Consider the following 16457-nt stretch of genomic DNA (forward strand, 5'->3'; position numbering starts at 1 on the left):
CCAAATACGCAAGCTCCTGTAGAGCAGGCTCCAGGGGTAGAAATGCCCATTGGTCAAGTGCCAATACGCAAGCTCCCATAAAGTAGTTACCAATAATAAAATATCCATAGGAGTCAGTGCTAAGCATTGGCTCTTTTGGTAGATGTTAGGTGCAAAAATGTTAATGGGACGTAAGTGTTTTGTACAGGGAAGCAATATAATAATTATTGAGGGGGCATTATTTTAAATGAGAAAATCCATAGAGAATTTAGCAAAGCCTTAACTTTGTTTCAAATAGTCATTTGTAGAATGTACAAGAATTTGTCCATATAATTCAGTACAAAAAATATGAAGATCTTTAAAAAGATTACGTGTTGTATTAGATAAAGCCCTGAAGAGGTAAGGCTTTAAAATTTAGTGAATTTATATTAAAAGATATTGCAACAATAATATACAATTAAAACGAAAATTTGAAAAATTATCAGGAAACTTAATGAATACTGCTTCGATGACAGTTATTGGTGCTGGTTCTTTTGGTACTGCATTAGCCATTGCACTTGCCCGTAACGGTTATCGGGTTTTATTATGGGGACATGACCTTCAACATATCAGAAAATTACAGGAATACCGCTGCAATCAGTCATTTTTACCCGATGTTCGATTTCCCGATAATCTATCGCTTGAAGTTTCATTTGAGACTGCAATAACCGCAAGTCGGGATATATTAATCGCTGTTCCAAGTCATGTGTTTCATAAGGTATTGTACAAACTCCAACCTTATTTAAATCAACATTCACGTATTATTTGGACAACAAAAGGCTTAGAACCGAGTACAGGACGTCTCTTACAAGAAGTTGCTCGTGAGATTTTAGGTGATAAAATCCCTTTAGCTGTCTTTTCTGGACCAACTTTTGCTAAAGAACTTGCTATTGGTTTGCCTACGGCAATTACGGTTGCAGCTTCTGATGCTAAATTTAGTGAAGAACTACAGCAACTTTTCCATTGTAGCAAAAATTTTAGAGTTTATAAAAATCCAGATATGATAGGCGTTCAAGTAGGTGGAGCTGTCAAAAATGTCATTGCTATTGGTGCAGGGATATCAGATGGTATGGGATTTGGAGCAAATGCTCGAGTAGCTCTCATCACGCGAGGGTTAGCTGAAATCAGTCGTTTAGGCACTGCTATGGGCGCTGAGCTTTCTACATTTATGGGGATGACAGGTTTAGGTGATCTGGTTTTGACATGTACTGATAATCAGTCGCGCAATCGCCGTTTTGGAATGCTTCTTGGCCAAGGAATGGATACAGAAAAAGCGGTAAAACAGATTGGTCAAGTTGTTGAAGGTTATTTAAACACTAAAGAAGTACGTATGTTAGCGCAACGTATCGGGGTAGAAATGCCAATTACAGAGCAAATTTATCAGATCCTATTTTGTGGTAAAAGCGTAGTTGAAGCAGCTGATGCATTATTGAACCGAGCACTAAAAGATGAAATGCATGGCTTAGTATACTTTTAAACTATTCAAACACTTAAGAGAGATATGATTATAATATCATGAAAATTTTGCAATAAGTTACGTTAACCATTAGATAAGGCAGTAACGCTTTAGCGGATTATAGAGTTATATTCGATTATTGTTTAAAGCATCTCTTCGAGAATAAGGCATCTCTCCCACTTCTAGATGTTATGCCAGAAAGTGTTGAAAACGCTTCTAAAACAGTACACAAACAGCCAAATCTACACTTTCAGAAGCATTATGGATAGTTATTCTTCCTGATTGTCCTCGCTTTGTTTTAATTCTTCAAGTGTTGGCATAGACATAATGTTATAGCCTGAATCAACATAATGAATTTCACCAGTAACACCTGATGATAAATCAGAGAGTAGATAAAGAGCAGATTTTCCGATTTCATGGATATTTACTGTACGGCGCAATGGCGCGTTACGACGTTGATACGAAAAGATTGCGCGTGCAGCTGCGATGCCGTTGCCAGCTAGGGTTCTAACAGGTCCTGCTGAAATTGCATTAACGCGGATATTTTGAGGGCCAAAATCTGCGGCTAAATAGCGTACCATAGCTTCTAAAGCAGCTTTAGCCACACCCATGATATTGTAATTAGGTACAACTTGTTGGGAAGCTCCATAGGTGAGTGTTAAAAGTGTACCCCCATTGGGCATAAGCTTACCAGCGCGTTGAGCAATTTCAGTAAAAGAATAAGCCGAAATAACCATTGTGCGTTTAAAGTTTTCGCGTGTTGTAACATCAACATAACGCCCTTTTAGTTGCGTCTTATCTGAAAAGCCAATAGCATGAACAACGAAGTCAATAGTTTTCCATTCTTTTTCAAGATGTTCAAAGACACGATCAACATTTTCAATTTTTTCAACATCGCATTCAAGTAACAATTCACAACCGAGCTGTTCTGCTAAGGGTTGAACCCGTTTTCCAAAGGCATCTCCTTGATAGGTAAAAGCTAATTCAGCTCCTGCTTCTGCTAGTTGACACGCAATACCCCATGCGATCGAATGGTCATTTGCAACCCCCATAATAAGGCCACGTTTGCCCTCCATCAAACCTTTCATATTATTCTCCGTAAAAGACCGTGCTTTTTTCAACCAGCTAAGAACTCCTATTTATGCATAGCGTTGGAAAATGAGCGTTGCATTGGTACCGCCAAAACCAAATGTATTTGACAATACAGTATTAAGTTGTTGATGATCTCGACGTTCACGAACAATGGGCATATCAGCAAAAACTGGATCAAGTTCTTCAATATGAGCGCTCTCGCAAATAAAATTATGATTCATCATTAATAGTGTATAGATTGCTTCTTGAACACCCGCCGCTCCCAAGGAATGACCAGTCAAGGATTTTGTTGCAGAAATTGGAGGGCATTGGTCACCTGCTCCAAAGATACGGCAGATTGCTTCTATTTCTGGGGGATCACCAACAGGTGTCGCGGTTGCATGGGGATTGATATAATCAATTTTATTATTTACGGTTGCAAGCGCCATACGCATACACCGTTCTGCTCCCTCGCCAGATGGAGCAACCATATCATGTCCATCGGATGTAGCGCCATACCCAACAATTTCTCCATAGATTTTTGCTCCACGTGCTTTAGCAAGTTCTAACTCTTCGAGAACTAAAACACCAGCTCCGCCAGCAATAACAAATCCATCACGATTGATATCATAGGCACGTGAAGCTTTTTCTGGTACATCATTATATTTGCTGGACATGGCACCCATAGCATCGAATAATACAGATAATGTCCAATCCAAATCTTCACAACCACCGGCAAAGATACGATCTTGCCTACCGTATCGTATCAATTCATAAGCATTGCCAATACAATGATTAGAGGTGGCACAAGCCGAAGAGATTGAATAATTCACTCCTTTAATTTTAAAAAAAGTTGCAAGTGTTGCAGATGCTGTAGAACTCATTGCTTTAGGTACGACAAAAGGACCAACGCGCTTTGGACCTTTTTGGCGTGTAATATCAGCAGCTTCAACAATTGACTGAGTTGAAGCACCTCCAGAGCCCATAATGATACCTGTACGTTCATTTGATACTTCATGAAGTTCTAAACCCGCATCAGCAATTGCCTGATCCATGGCAATGTGATTCCAAGCAGTTCCACGTCCATGAAAACGTAAAGCACGTCGATCAACCAATTCTTCTATATTAACATCAGGTTTGGCATAAACTCTGCTACGAAAGCCCAACTCAGCATATTGGGGTGCATAAGAAATTCCAGATTTTGCTTCATACAAGCTAGTTAAAACAGCTTGAGGATTATTCCCAATTGCAGAAACAATTCCCATTCCAGTTACAACAACTCGACGCATTCATACCTCCTTGTTTCACACAGAATAACAAAATGTCCCTACTAATGGAAATAATTTCAGTCTTCTTTAAATAAAGCAACCCGTAAATCTCTCGCTTTATAGATGGATTCCCCATCTGCTTTTACCCATCCATCGGCTATTCCCAAGACCAAATTTCCACGCCGAATACGTTTAAAATCTATTCCATATTCAAGAAGTTTGGTTTGCGGAGTTACCATACCTGACAACTTTACTTCACCTGTTGATATAGCTCTTCCTTTGCCAAGTTCACCTAACCAACCAAGAAAAAAACCTGTTAATTGCCACATACCATCTAAACCGAGACATCCTGGCATGACCGGATCACCTATAAAGTGACAGTCAAAGAACCATAGGTCTGGAGTAATATCAAATTCGGCACGGACCATTCCTTTATTGTATTCACCACCGGCTTCACTAATTTTGGTAATTCGATGAATCATCAACATTGGTGGTGCAGGTAATTGTGCATTACCCCTCCCAAACATTTCGCCGCGCGCGCAGCTTAGAAGTTCTTCATAAGTGTAGCGAGACTTTTGTTCAGCCATTGTTACTCCATTTATTTATGTATATTTTTGCTTCTGCGCTTCTTCATAATCTACTTTTAGAGCAAATTTTAAGGAGAGGGAAATGATTTTATATCATTTTTAATGACAAATACCCTTTTTTATGTATCCTACACGGTGGGTTATTTAAAAATGGAATAAAAATTACACCATACTGTCCCCATTTTTATATTTTAACCTTATTTAAACAGGAATAAGTTGTGGTTTTTAACATGTCGGTGAGTGTAGACAATTTAGGTTTGAATGAAGAACAACAGTCAGCGAAGGACTGTGTGGAGGTTGTACATCACTATTCCATCCCTATGTTAGAAAAACATTTACGTCAAAACGGGTTGCGGCCAACACGTCAGCGGTTAGAGCTTGCTCATATGATTTTTTCTCAAGGCAACCGTCATATTGCTGCTGAGGAGCTTTATGAAGAGGCAATAGCGCTGGGTGTGCCTGTGTCTTTAGCAACTGTCTATAATACGCTTCATCAATTTACAGAAGCGGGATTATTACGGATTATTGCCGTAGAAGGTTCGAAAACTTGGTTTGATACCAATACATCTAATCATTATCATTTTTACATAGAAGGTGAAAATCGTATTCTTGATATTCCGTGCGATTTAGAAGAAGCTCCTATTATCGGGAATTTGCCTAAACCACCAGAGGGTATGGAAATTTCACATGTTGATTTGATAGTTCGGTTAAAACCCAAAATCTAATTATAGGACTCAAGGAGTTTAATAAAGAATAAAAATTAAAATTGGTTGATTTGAAAATTTACCAACCTTTTATTTTTTCATCAGGATAGATTCCCCATAACTGTGGTTGAGGAAGCCACCCGCGCGTGTTATTAATGTTTAACTCGCACCAGTATCCATTGCATTGGCGGATATTACCAATGACGTTAGGCTCTACTTCTGCTACAAGTTCTGCGTTGTCTGCAGGAACTTTGCGTAGCATAAGCCTTTTTGTTTTATCTTTTTGCCATGGAATAGTTATAGCGGTTCGTTTTCCTGATAAAAGCGATTGATATACCCATCCCTCATCACCTTCGGCATCACGAATTTTGCGCCATTGATCATATTCTTGGATGATTTCAATAGGCAGTCCCTGTTTTTTGTAGGTAAAGATGATAGAGTAATTGCTTCCTGGTCCGATGCGTACATTAACACGGGTAGGTTTAATCGAAGCAAATCGCGGAAGTGGTAAACCACTTGGTCCTAAATTCTGCTCTGAATGTTGATTGGGCGTTTGTGCGTACAAAAAATGAGGTGAACTGAATACGAATACAAAGGTTCCTACCATTAGGATACATAATGCAAGCAGTGAGAATCGAAACCAACTAGAATATTGCACACTTAAACCTTTTATCTCTTCATTTTTATGTATTGGTAATCTAAGAACTGGAAGATATGATTGAGAACTGATTAAAATATGGCATACCGCTAGTTAAAGAGATCTAAACAGTGAAGAAATTGTTATAAGAATAACAGAATAAGTAAAACCAAAGTTTGAACTTCTAATGCTTACAATGTCTATGAGAGTGTATCGTTAAATCAACATCCAATTCTCATGCAGCTATATGTTTGAAATAAATGTTGAGTATTGAGACGGTTGAATATTTTGTAAACTGTATCAGCTGTTGTATGACAGATAGAGTTAAAATACTTATCGATCTGTGTAATTTACTTCTAAAATAAAAAGGCAGCCATATGTCTATTATGAATCAAAAAAGCAGTTTTAGAATAGGATGAAATACACGCTTAATAGACCCATTTAAATGTAAGAAAATAAACAACATTGGAGAAGTCCAAGATATGATGGACTGACTCATAACTGTGCAAACATAAAAATGGTGATTCTCAGTGTTAATGCTTCTTAAAAATTTGCAAAGAATGATCTATTATTCTCATGTCTCAAAATAGCTGAAAGAGAAAAGAACCTCATAAGGCACTATAATTGAGAATAGACAATCACTCTCATAAATGCAAACAAAAATTCTACAATACAATCACACAGAAATTTATTCACACACTATTTTAATGCTGCAGTTCGACTGTTACCAACAAGACCTTCTCTTTGCGCACGCTTACGTGCAAGCTTACGTGTGCGACGAACAGCTTCAGCCTTCTCACGAGCACGCTTCTCAGAAGGCTTTTCATAGTAACTACGCATCTTCATTTCGCGGAAGATACCCTCACGCTGCATCTTTTTTTTCAACGCACGTAGCGCCTGATCAACATTATTATCACGAACGAGTACTTGCACTATTTATCCTGCTTTATTTCAGTATCATAATAGAAAGAAAAACCCCTTTTAAATAGACATCTAAAAGGACACACATCACGCATACCACACAAAGAAGGGGCTTGTCTATATCACTTTTTAAAATTCTAATCTTTTCATTATAGGGTGCTTTTCATAATGAATGATTGACTTTACAAGTATAAGCTTATGAAAGCCCTTGTATCTGATCATTTTCGTCAAGATGAATTTTTTCAGCGATAGGGTAATGCGGTAAACCGGGCATGGTCATAACATCTCCGCAAATGACAACAATAAAGCCTGCACCTGCTAAGAGACGAACTTCTCGTACAGGAATTTCAAAATCAACAGGAGCACCGTATTGAGTAGGATCGGAAGAAAAGGAATAGGGTGTTTTTGCCATACAAATAGGAAACGCTCCATAACCTTCTTTTTCCCAACATTCAAGTTGCTTAAGAATATGATCTGCGATTATAGCTCCACGTCCACCATAGAGATTTTTTATAATAGAATTAATTTTTTGGACGAGTGGCAGGTTATCTTGATACAAAACTTTGAAATGGGCACTTTTTTCTTCAATTAAGGTAACAAGTTCTTGTGCAAGTTCTATGGCACCTTTTCCACCTTGTTTCCAATGTTTGCAAACAACAGTTTTATGTCCGGTTGTTGCAACTATTTTTTGTAATGTACTCACTTCAGCATCGCTATCAATATCAAAATGATTAATAGCAACAATACAAGGGACACCGTAGTGTTCCATATTTTTGATATGCCGTAGAAGATTGGCTGCTCCCTTTTGTAAAGCTGCAATATTTTCTACTGTTAAATCATTTTTAGCCACTCCACCATTCATTTTTAGTGCGCGAATTGTTGCGACAATTACTGTAGCATTTGGTGTAATATCAGCTTGTCGACATTTAATGTTGAAAAACTTTTCTGCTCCGAGATCTGCTCCAAATCCTGCTTCTGTGACAACATAATCCGCAAGTTTTAAAGCGGTTTTTGTTGCTATAACGGAATTACAGCCATGAGCAATGTTAGCAAAAGGTCCTCCGTGGACAAGAACAGGGTTATTTTCAATCGTTTGTACAAGATTAGGTTGCAGAGCATCTTTGAGAAGAACTGTCATTGCACCTTCTGCATTGAGATCAGCAACTGTCACAGGTGTTTTATCGTAACGATATGCGACAATAATTTTTTTGAGTCTTTGCGTAAGATTCTCTAGATTTTTGGCAAGACAAAAAATAGCCATAATTTCTGATGCAACAGTAATATCAAAACCTGTTTGACGTGGAAAACCGTTGGTTACTCCACCCAATGAAATAACGATATCACGCAATGCGCGGTCATTCATGTCAAGGACTCGCTTCCAAACAATACGGCGTGGATCAATATTCAGGTTGTTTCCCCAATAGATATGATTATCTATCATTGCAGCAAGAAGATTATGAGCAGCCGTAATGGCGTGAAAATCGCCAGTAAAATGCAAATTAAGGTCATCCATTGGTACAACTTGGGCATAACCACCTCCAGCAGCACCACCTTTTATACCAAAGCAAGGACCTAAGGATGGTTCTCTCAAGGCAGCTATTGTTTTTTTTCCAATGAGATTGAGAGCGTCATTGAGTCCAACCGTCGTTGTTGTTTTTCCTTCTCCAGCAGGTGTTGGATTGATAGCCGTGACGAGGATAAGTTTACCATCCGGTTTTTTATTAAGCGATTCTATGTATGCCGAAGAAATTTTAGCTTTGTCATGTCCATAGGGAATGAGATTTTCATATGCGATACCAATTTTTTGCGCAATTTTAGTGATGTGTTGCTTTTGAGCGGAGCGAGCAATTTCAATATCTGTTTTAGGCATGGAAAGATTCTTTAAACTTGACTTTTGTTACCATTATGGAGGTGTATATTCTCGGGCGAGAACACTTATAACACATGGAAATAGGAAAAGCATCATAGAGGTTGATGATATACTGTGCAAGACGGAATACTAAAGTAGGATAAGAGGAATGTTTATAGATTTTTTAGCAAAACAATTTTAGTTCCGGCAAGCTTTTAGAAGAAATGAGAATCTTATAAAAAGCCCTTTTACATAAATACATTAGACTTTTCATGAAAGCGCTTTGTTGCCGTTTTGATTCTCCCTACAATTTATTTTATTCAGATTTTTTATCTCTTACTAAGGAAGAATGTGATAGCTTTGAAAATTGCGTGGGAAAATTTTATTAAAATGGTGAAGATTTTCCGGAAAAAGACAAAATATTTTGTTTTGAATTTTAAGAGATGAAAGAGGTTTTCAAAGCCTTCTATTTTTGAGTAGTGAAAACACATTCAATATTTAGTGCACTCACAAGTACCTTGAAAAAGAGGGGCTGATTCGCAATCAAAAGAATAATTATAGTACCCGCTTAATAGTATTATAAGTGCATGATAGAAGGTGATTCAATCGTGAAATTTATAGTTAAAATACCGATAACGCACTGAAGAAAAGTAAAAAATTTCTATAAATGGCGCACCCGAAGAGATTCGAACTCCTGACCCCCAGATTCGTAGTCTGGTGCTCTATCCAGCTGAGCTACGGGTGCATTTTGCAGTTTTTTATCTTATTAAGATTAAGGGGTTCCTAATCGTTTCATTGAGGAATTGCAAGGAAAACTTGGTGAAAATAAAAAAATTATCTCTTCATTGTTGATATATTTAAAAAGGGTAAAGTGCATTTCCGGTTTAAGTTGAATTTTATATGATAATTTCTCTGTAGAGTTAATAGTACAACTCAATATGAACGATAGTTAACTTGACGTTGTTATTTACAAAAGATAGTCAAGCAAGAGATGAGATATGTTTTTTGCGGTGGAGGGGTAATATACACTACCTGCAGTTCAGTTTTTGTGTGAAACTCGGATATCACTGTTGGGGACTTTTTCAGATAAATTTACATATTCATGACACAGCAAGGATAGATATATGGAGTTGTTAAAAAAAATCTTTCCATTGGTGTTTTTCGTTGTCGTTTTGACGGTTACTTATTGGGCAGGAAAACGGAGTTCAGAGCAACGTATTTCTATAGTGGATAAAACAACAAATGCATCGCATAAAATTTCGAAGGCACTAACGGAAAACACTCCGACGAATGTTGTCGTTGATTTTGTTAAAGTTCAGGATTTTTATGAACAGTTGAATGTTCTTGGGAACGGACGAGCGTTTGCTGCGGTGGAGCTAACCCCTTGGTCATCAGGTATTATTGATAAGGTTTTTGTATCAGCTGGCACGAAAGTACAGGTGGGTGATGTGATTGCAAAGCTTGATTCTAAAAAGGAAGAAATAGCGGCTGCAAAAGCAAAAATACAACGTGATAATAGCGCCTTAACACTTTCGCGTATTCTTAAATTACGTGTCAGTCATACAGCGACAGAGGTTCAGGAAATTATGGCACGCTTAGAGCTGGATAACGCAAATTTGGTTCTACGTAATGCTGAACTAGATCTTGAACGGCACACAATTCGTGCACCGATTAGTGGTGTTATTGGTATTTTACCCATTGATAAGGGCAATGCTGTTATTCCTAACACTGTAATAGGTCGTATTGAGAATAGAGAACGTATTTTTATCGATATATGGGTTCCTGAACGATATGTATCGCAAATACATAAAGGAGATGAAGTAACGGCAACATTAACGGCACAGCCGGATAAAGTTTTTGTTGGTCATATTTATGCGATTGATAATGTTGTTAATACAGAAAGCCGCACACTTCATATTCAAGTTGAAATCAATAATAAAAAAGATACGCTCATGACAGGTATGTCTTTTTCTGTTGCGTTAGAATTCTACGGTGGTTCTTTTCCTGTTGTTAATCCTCTTGCGGTTCAATGGAACAGTAGAGGGTCATTTGTTTGGCGTGAAAGAGAGGGAAAGGTAGAGCCTATTCCAGTATCGATTATTCAGCATAAAGCAAATCAAGTATTTGTGAAAGCACCTCTAAAAAATGGTGAACGAGTTGTCATACAGGGAGTACAAATGCTCCATCCAGGAAGTAGGGTTACTTTTGATGATCCAAAGCCCGATCAACAGCAACTATCAGCCGTTTATGGGCAGAGGATGTACAATGAGTCAAGAATTTAGCACAAAACAGCCTATAGTACAGGTTGAGCAGGGCGGTATAATTGCATTATTTATTCGTAGGCCAGTTTTTACCTTTGTTTTGAATGCTATGATTATGATTGCGGGGGTTGCTGCATGGTTGAATGTTGATGTACGCGAATTACCAAATGTTGATACTCCAGTGACGACGATTATGACGATTTTTTCTGGTGCATCGGCAGAGACAGTTGATCGTGAAATTACAAGGATTATAGAAGATACAGTTTCTCGTGTTTCAGGTGTTAAAACAATTTCTTCAACTTCTTCTTTTGGACGTTCCCGTGTGGAGGTTAGTTTTAATGTTGGTGTTGATTTGAATGTTGCAGCATCTGATATTCGTGATGCTCTATCTCGTGTTGCCTATTCTTTACCTAAAAACGCGGATTCACCTCTGATCATTAAAGCAGATTCAAATGCTGCTGCAATGATGTATTTGGTTGTGACTTCACCAACGATGAACATTGATGATTTAACAACGGTTGTAAACGATCAGGTTGTTGATGCACTTTCTGCTGTTGATGGTGTTGGTGATGTGCAAGTTGATAGTGCGCGCACTAAGATTTTTCAAGTTGATATAGATCAAGCGAAACTTGCCAGTTACGGATTAACCGTGGCAGATATTTCACGTGTTCTTGCTGATATGACAACGGATGTACCTGTTGGGTCGTTACGGAATTCTAAGCAAGCGTTAATTGTGCGTGCTACTGCACGCTTGACAACACCAGAAGCTTTTGAACAAGTTGTCTTAAAACCTCATGTGCATCTTGGTGATGTTGCGCATATTACTTTGTCACCGGATGTGGAAACGGTCATCCTTCGTATCAATGGAAAGACAGGCATTGGGTTGGGAATTGTGCGCAAAGCGCAATCCAATACCCTTAATATTTCCGAAGGTGTTAGAGCGGTTATCGATAGTCTTAAGAGTGTTGTTCCTTCTTCTGTGCATATAAGTATTATCAGCGATGATGCACTTTTTATTAAAAGTGCGCTTCATGAGGTTGAGGTTGCATTGGTCATTGCTATTCTGAGCGTTATCTTGGTTATTTTTCTTTTTTTAAGAGATATTCGTATAACGCTTATTCCCACTTTATCTCTTCCTGTCGCTTTAATTGGTACAATTGCTGCCATTTATCTTGCAGGATTTTCATTGAATATTCTCACATTTTTAGGATTGGTTTTGGCAACAGGGCTTGTGGTGGATGATGCTATTGTTGTTCTGGAAAATATTGTTCGATGGCGCAATATGGGATTAGGCCCTAGAGCAGCGGCGGTGTTAGGGACGCGTGAAGTATTTTTTGCTGTTTTAGCAACAACATTGACTCTTGTTGCCGTTTTCGTACCTATTTCTTTCCTTCCTGGACAAGTTGGTGCACTTTTTAGAGAATTTGGTTTTGTGTTGGCAATTTCTATTCTGCTTTCTTCAGTTGTTGCTTTAACTCTTTGTCCCATGTTGGCTTCACGTTTTCTTAAAGAACATGTTGAGAGCAATAAAGGAGGGACGCATCCTTCTATCATTCTGTACAAATTAGGCTCTTTTTTGAGCAAGGGATATGCTTATAGTTTGCATAAATGTTTGGGAAAACCTTGGACCGTTGTCATTGTTTCACTTATTTTTGCGGGTCTTTGTGTTGGAGGTTATATGAAATTACAACAGGAATTGACACCAGCAGAAGACAGAGCTCTCATTTTTTTGGTCATTAGTGGACCACAGGGTATTTCAACACAATATCTGAATGAACAGGTAGAGCAAATTGAAGCGAGTTTACAACCGTTACATGATTCTGGAGAAATTGCTAACAGTTATTCTATTGCGGGCATTGGCGGTTCGTCGAATACTGCTTTTTTGGTTTTGTTGCTTTCATCTTGGGATAAGCGTTTGCGTAGTCAGCAAGAAATCGTGAAAGATGTTAATGCAAAGGTTAGACAATTTCCCGCAGTTTTTGTGTTTGCCGCGCAGGGAAATTCTTTAGGTGTGAGGGGCACTGGCCAAGGGTTACAATTTGCAATTCTTGGGAATGATTACACAAAATTACAATTCATTGCGGATAAACTGGTTAGTGCTTTACAAGCTGATCCGCATTTCATTCGTCCTCGTCTTACTGTTGATGCCACGCAACCGCAATTTTTTATTGAAATTAATCGAGAAAAAGCCTCTGATTTAGGGATTGATATTACCAATTTGGGCAATACATTACAAGCAATGTTGGATGGTAAAAAGATCGGTTCCATTTACGTAAATGATCACTCTTATGATGTTAAATTGACATCGCGTAAAAATCCAATGGAAAGCCCTAGTGATTTGGAAAATATTTTTTTAAAAACTAAAGGAAATCAGTATGTTCCTTTGTCGGTTATTGCAAATTTACATGAAAAAGCTATTGCTCCCCAATTAAAACGGGAGAAGCGCATGAGTGCTGTTATTTTAAGTGCAAATCTTGCTCCAGGTTTTGTCTTAGGGGATGCTTATCAAATTGTACAGAAAGTTGCTGCTCCTTTGTTATCGAAAGGAAACTATGTGGTTCCCTTAGGGGAAGCTGCGACATTTGATGAAACATCTTCTAATTTTATGATTGTTTTTGGAATTTCCTTTGTAATTATTTTATTGGTTTTAGCTGCACAGTTTGAAAGTTTTATTTCAGGATTTATTATCATGGCTACCGTACCATTAGGGATTGGTTGTGCTGTAATTGCGATGCTTTTAAGCGGTGTTAGTCTCAATATTTACAGTCAAATTGGTTTAATTTTGTTGATTGGAGTTATGGCCAAAAATGGTATTCTCATTGTTGAGTTTGCAGACCAGTTACGTGATCAAGGTAAAAATGTGCATGAAGCTATAGAAGAAGCGGCGAATATTCGTCTTCGTCCAGTTTGTATGACAATGATTTGTGCCATTTTAGGGGGAATCCCTTTGATTTTAGCCAAGGGAGCTGGTGCAGAGGCACGTATAGCTCTAGGTTGGGTTATTGTTGGTGGTTTGGGACTGGCAACTATTTTTACACTCTATGTTACACCTGTTGTTTATCTTTTTCTCGGACGTTTTGTAAGAGCAAAAGCAGAAGAAACTATACGCTTGACAAGAGAACTTAGCCAAGTTGAATAATGTATCTGGTAGGAAAGATTTGAAAGTTTTTTTTACTCTTGTTTTACAAATGTCATTTTGGAGTCTTATCTTTCCATTTTTGTACCCCCTAATCCTGTACGTGAGAAGTAAAAATAACTAGTAACAAAGGAGACGCTCTCTGTTTTATCATTATTTATGCATAGATTTCATTGTCAATAACTGTGCGGGATAAGTTCATGGAAGGTAGCTTTTTGATTCGAAACGAAAAAGCTTTTGGGGAAGCTTTGAAAGCTTTAAGAAGACACGCGACAAAGGATGGAGTACATGATATTCGTCGGCATTTCCAAGAGGATAAACAGCGTTTTTCTCATTTTTCTTTAAGACTTGATGATCTCCTTTTCGATTTTTCGAAGTGTGGTGTCACATTTAAAACGTTGCAACTCTTGGATAATTTGGCTGTTGCCGCAGATGTATTAGGCAGGCGTGAAGCAATGTTTTCAGGTCAGGCCATTAATACAACTGAAAAGCGCTCTGTGCTTCATATTGCATTACGTTTACCTGCCGACGAAGTTTTTATGTTGGATGGGCATGATCTTGTCCAAGATATTCAGGCTGTTTTTAACGATATGGAAAGATTTTCTGAAATGGTGCGTGATGGCAGCTATAAGGGAGAAAGTGGTGAGAGAATAAATGATATTGTAAACATTGGTATTGGTGGTTCTGATCTTGGTCCTGCGATGGTCACACGTGCCTTAAAACCTTATCATGATGGTCCGCGTTGTCATTTCGTTTCTAATGCTGACAGTGCAGATATTTCTGATACTCTCTCTGTTTTGAATCCAGCAACGACTTTATTTATCATCGCTTCTAAAACTTTTACAACGGCTGAAACAATAGCAAATGCTCAAATTGCACGTCAATGGATTCATTCACATTTAGGGGAAAAGGCTGTTTGTACGCATTTTGTTGCTGTTTCAAGTTCACTTGATAAAGTGGCGAAGTTTGGCATAGATTTTTCAAGAGTTTTTAGATTTTGGGATTGGGTTGGAGGGCGTTATTCAATTTGGTCAGCCATTGGTCTTGTTGTTATGTTAGCAATAGGAGGGCAGAATTTCCGTCAATTTCTCAAGGGCGCTCTACAGATGGATCAACATTTTAAAGCAACGCCTTTGCATAAAAATATTCCTATTCGATTTGCTCTTTTAGGGTTCTGGCATCGTGTTATTTGTGGTTATTCATCACGTGCTATCATTCCCTATGCACAGCGTTTAGCGTGTTTTCCGGCTTATTTGCAACAACTTGATATGGAATCAAATGGTAAGCAGGTTTCTTTGGATGGTAAACCATTAACTTTTTCGAGTGGTCCGGTTGTTTGGGGTGATTCAGGGACAAATGGTCAACATGCTTTTTTTCAACTTCTGCATCAAGGAACAGATGTCATTCCTGTAGAATTTATTTTATTTATAAAAGGGCATGAACGAAATTTAGATCCTATGTGTGACATGTTGGTAGCAAATTGCCTAGCGCAATCAAAAGCCTTGATGAAGGGGCGTAGTGTCGAAGATGCTTGGCATATACTTGTAAAAAATGGCATTGGTGAACGTGCAGCAGATAATTTAGCACTTCATAGAAGTTTTGAAGGAAACCGCCCCAGTATTATGCTGGTTCAGGATTTATTGACACCTTTTGCACTTGGCCGTCTCATTGCACTTTATGAGCATCGAATTTTTGTAGAAGGTATTTTAATGAATATTAATTCATTTGATCAATGGGGTGTTGAGCTTGGCAAAGAATTAGCAAATGAATTGTTATCAATACTCCGAGGAGAAAATACAGCAGATAATCGTGATAGTTCAACAGTAGGTTTGTTGGCACACATTCAGGTAAGACGTGCAGAACGAATATGATTTGTTAGTAGCTTTGTACTAAATAGGAAAAGATAGGATTGGAGAAACACGAGATAATTCATTGTTTTTGTGTATATTTTTTACCATCGGCGGACATTATTTTTCAGATTAGATTTTGACGGAAGAAAATCAAAAAAGAGCAAAAAATGATAAAGATCAGCATTTGATAGCAAAAAGGAAGAAAAATTTTGCAAGGACTTTGAAGATTCTGTTGAATTTTTTAGAAAAAAATAAATTGGTACAAAACTTGCTGACAAGTTACATACAATGAAACATTTTAATGAGATCACTTTAGCTAATATTTTGGCGGAGAGAGAGGGATTCGAACCCTCGATATGGTTTCCCATATACACGCGTTCCAGGCGTGCGCCTTCAACCACTCGGCCACCTCTCCAGATTTGCGCACTATACCCAGAAAGAAGTAACGTGCAAGCCTAAACTATGCATTCAAAATTCAAAAAGCAACTTCATTTATCAAAGTAAGATGTAATACTTGTTGAATAACAAGCACTTCCTCTCCTTTTAAAAAGCAATTTTTCCGTGGATAGGTATCTTCTAAAATGCAATCATCAGAAACAGCCATTCTCTTAGCTCATTTGTATACCTTCACATTTTGTGAATAACATCATCTTCAAATTGATAATGCTGTTTTTTCAAAAATCAAATGATTAAGCATCA

General features: G+C 38.0%; 12 protein-coding genes and 2 tRNA genes. 5 read left to right on the forward strand and 9 right to left on the reverse strand.

The annotated features are described in order from the left end of the window. Positions 1 to 472: 472 nt before the first annotated feature. Complete coding sequence (gpsA, locus tag MCO_RS02385) at positions 473 to 1495, forward strand: NAD(P)H-dependent glycerol-3-phosphate dehydrogenase (protein WP_007552376.1); 1023 nt, start codon at positions 473 to 475, stop codon at positions 1493 to 1495. Between the two features lie 248 nt (positions 1496 to 1743). Here the strand turns inward: gpsA and fabI are convergent, their stop codons facing one another. Genes fabI through fabA form a run of 3 tightly spaced genes read right to left on the reverse strand, consistent with a single transcriptional unit; the run spans position 1744 to position 4400 of the window. Continuing rightward, a complete protein-coding gene (gene fabI, locus MCO_RS02390; RefSeq protein ID WP_007552377.1) occupies positions 1744 to 2562 on the reverse strand; it encodes an enoyl-ACP reductase FabI in 819 nt (272 codons plus the stop codon). Positions 2563 to 2613: 51 nt separating this feature from the next. Next, entirely contained in the window at positions 2614 to 3834 is a 1221-nt protein-coding gene (gene fabB / locus MCO_RS02395) for a beta-ketoacyl-ACP synthase I (RefSeq protein WP_007552379.1), read from the reverse strand. Positions 3835 to 3890: 56 nt separating this feature from the next. Then, the gene (gene fabA, locus MCO_RS02400; RefSeq protein ID WP_007552381.1) at positions 3891 to 4400 is read right to left on the reverse strand and encodes a 3-hydroxyacyl-[acyl-carrier-protein] dehydratase FabA; all 510 of its coding nucleotides are present in this window, start codon (positions 4398 to 4400) and stop codon (positions 3891 to 3893) included. Between the two features lie 230 nt (positions 4401 to 4630). On the opposite strand from fabA, the gene irrA reads away from it, so the two are divergent. Beyond that, a complete protein-coding gene (gene irrA / locus MCO_RS02405) occupies positions 4631 to 5125 on the forward strand; it encodes an iron response transcriptional regulator IrrA (RefSeq protein ID WP_040298638.1) in 495 nt (164 codons plus the stop codon). Between the two features lie 58 nt (positions 5126 to 5183). Here the strand turns inward: irrA and MCO_RS02410 are convergent, their stop codons facing one another. The 4 genes from MCO_RS02410 to MCO_RS02425 form a co-directional block, all read right to left on the reverse strand. Next, positions 5184 to 5762, reverse strand: coding sequence for an SH3 domain-containing protein (locus tag MCO_RS02410; RefSeq protein WP_040298640.1), 579 nt, complete (start codon positions 5760 to 5762; stop codon positions 5184 to 5186). Positions 5763 to 6440: 678 nt separating this feature from the next. Further along, positions 6441 to 6674, reverse strand: coding sequence for a 30S ribosomal protein S21 (gene rpsU / locus MCO_RS02415; protein WP_007552384.1), 234 nt, complete (start codon positions 6672 to 6674; stop codon positions 6441 to 6443). A 184-nt stretch (positions 6675 to 6858) separates the two neighbouring features. Then, positions 6859 to 8532, reverse strand: a complete 1674-nt coding sequence (locus MCO_RS02420; protein WP_007552385.1) for a formate--tetrahydrofolate ligase — start codon at positions 8530 to 8532, stop codon at positions 6859 to 6861. Between the two features lie 647 nt (positions 8533 to 9179). Further along, positions 9180 to 9256, reverse strand: a tRNA-Arg gene (locus MCO_RS02425). 379 nt (positions 9257 to 9635) lie between these two features. Here MCO_RS02425 and MCO_RS02430 point away from each other — a divergent pair. From MCO_RS02430 to pgi, 3 genes are all read left to right on the forward strand, one after another. Further along, on the forward strand, positions 9636 to 10793 hold the full coding sequence (locus MCO_RS02430; protein ID WP_007552386.1) for an efflux RND transporter periplasmic adaptor subunit: 1158 nt from the start codon (positions 9636 to 9638) through the stop codon (positions 10791 to 10793). Beyond that, entirely contained in the window at positions 10777 to 13911 is a 3135-nt protein-coding gene (locus tag MCO_RS02435; protein WP_007552387.1) for an efflux RND transporter permease subunit, read from the forward strand. The genes MCO_RS02430 and MCO_RS02435 overlap by 17 nt, the downstream gene beginning before the upstream one ends. Positions 13912 to 14108: 197 nt before the next feature. Then, positions 14109 to 15779, forward strand: a complete 1671-nt coding sequence (gene pgi, locus MCO_RS02440; RefSeq protein WP_007552388.1) for a glucose-6-phosphate isomerase — start codon at positions 14109 to 14111, stop codon at positions 15777 to 15779. Between the two features lie 304 nt (positions 15780 to 16083). Here pgi and MCO_RS02445 read toward each other — a convergent pair. Together MCO_RS02445 and MCO_RS11475 are read right to left on the reverse strand one after the other, a co-directional pair. Beyond that, positions 16084 to 16173: transfer RNA gene (locus MCO_RS02445), tRNA-Ser, on the reverse strand. Positions 16174 to 16233: 60 nt separating this feature from the next. After that, a complete protein-coding gene (locus tag MCO_RS11475; protein ID WP_007552390.1) occupies positions 16234 to 16362 on the reverse strand; it encodes a hypothetical protein in 129 nt (42 codons plus the stop codon). Positions 16363 to 16457 lie beyond the last annotated feature (95 nt).

The organism is Bartonella sp. DB5-6, assembly GCF_000278115.1.
GTDB classification, from domain to species: Bacteria; Pseudomonadota; Alphaproteobacteria; order Rhizobiales; family Rhizobiaceae; genus Bartonella; species Bartonella refiksaydamii.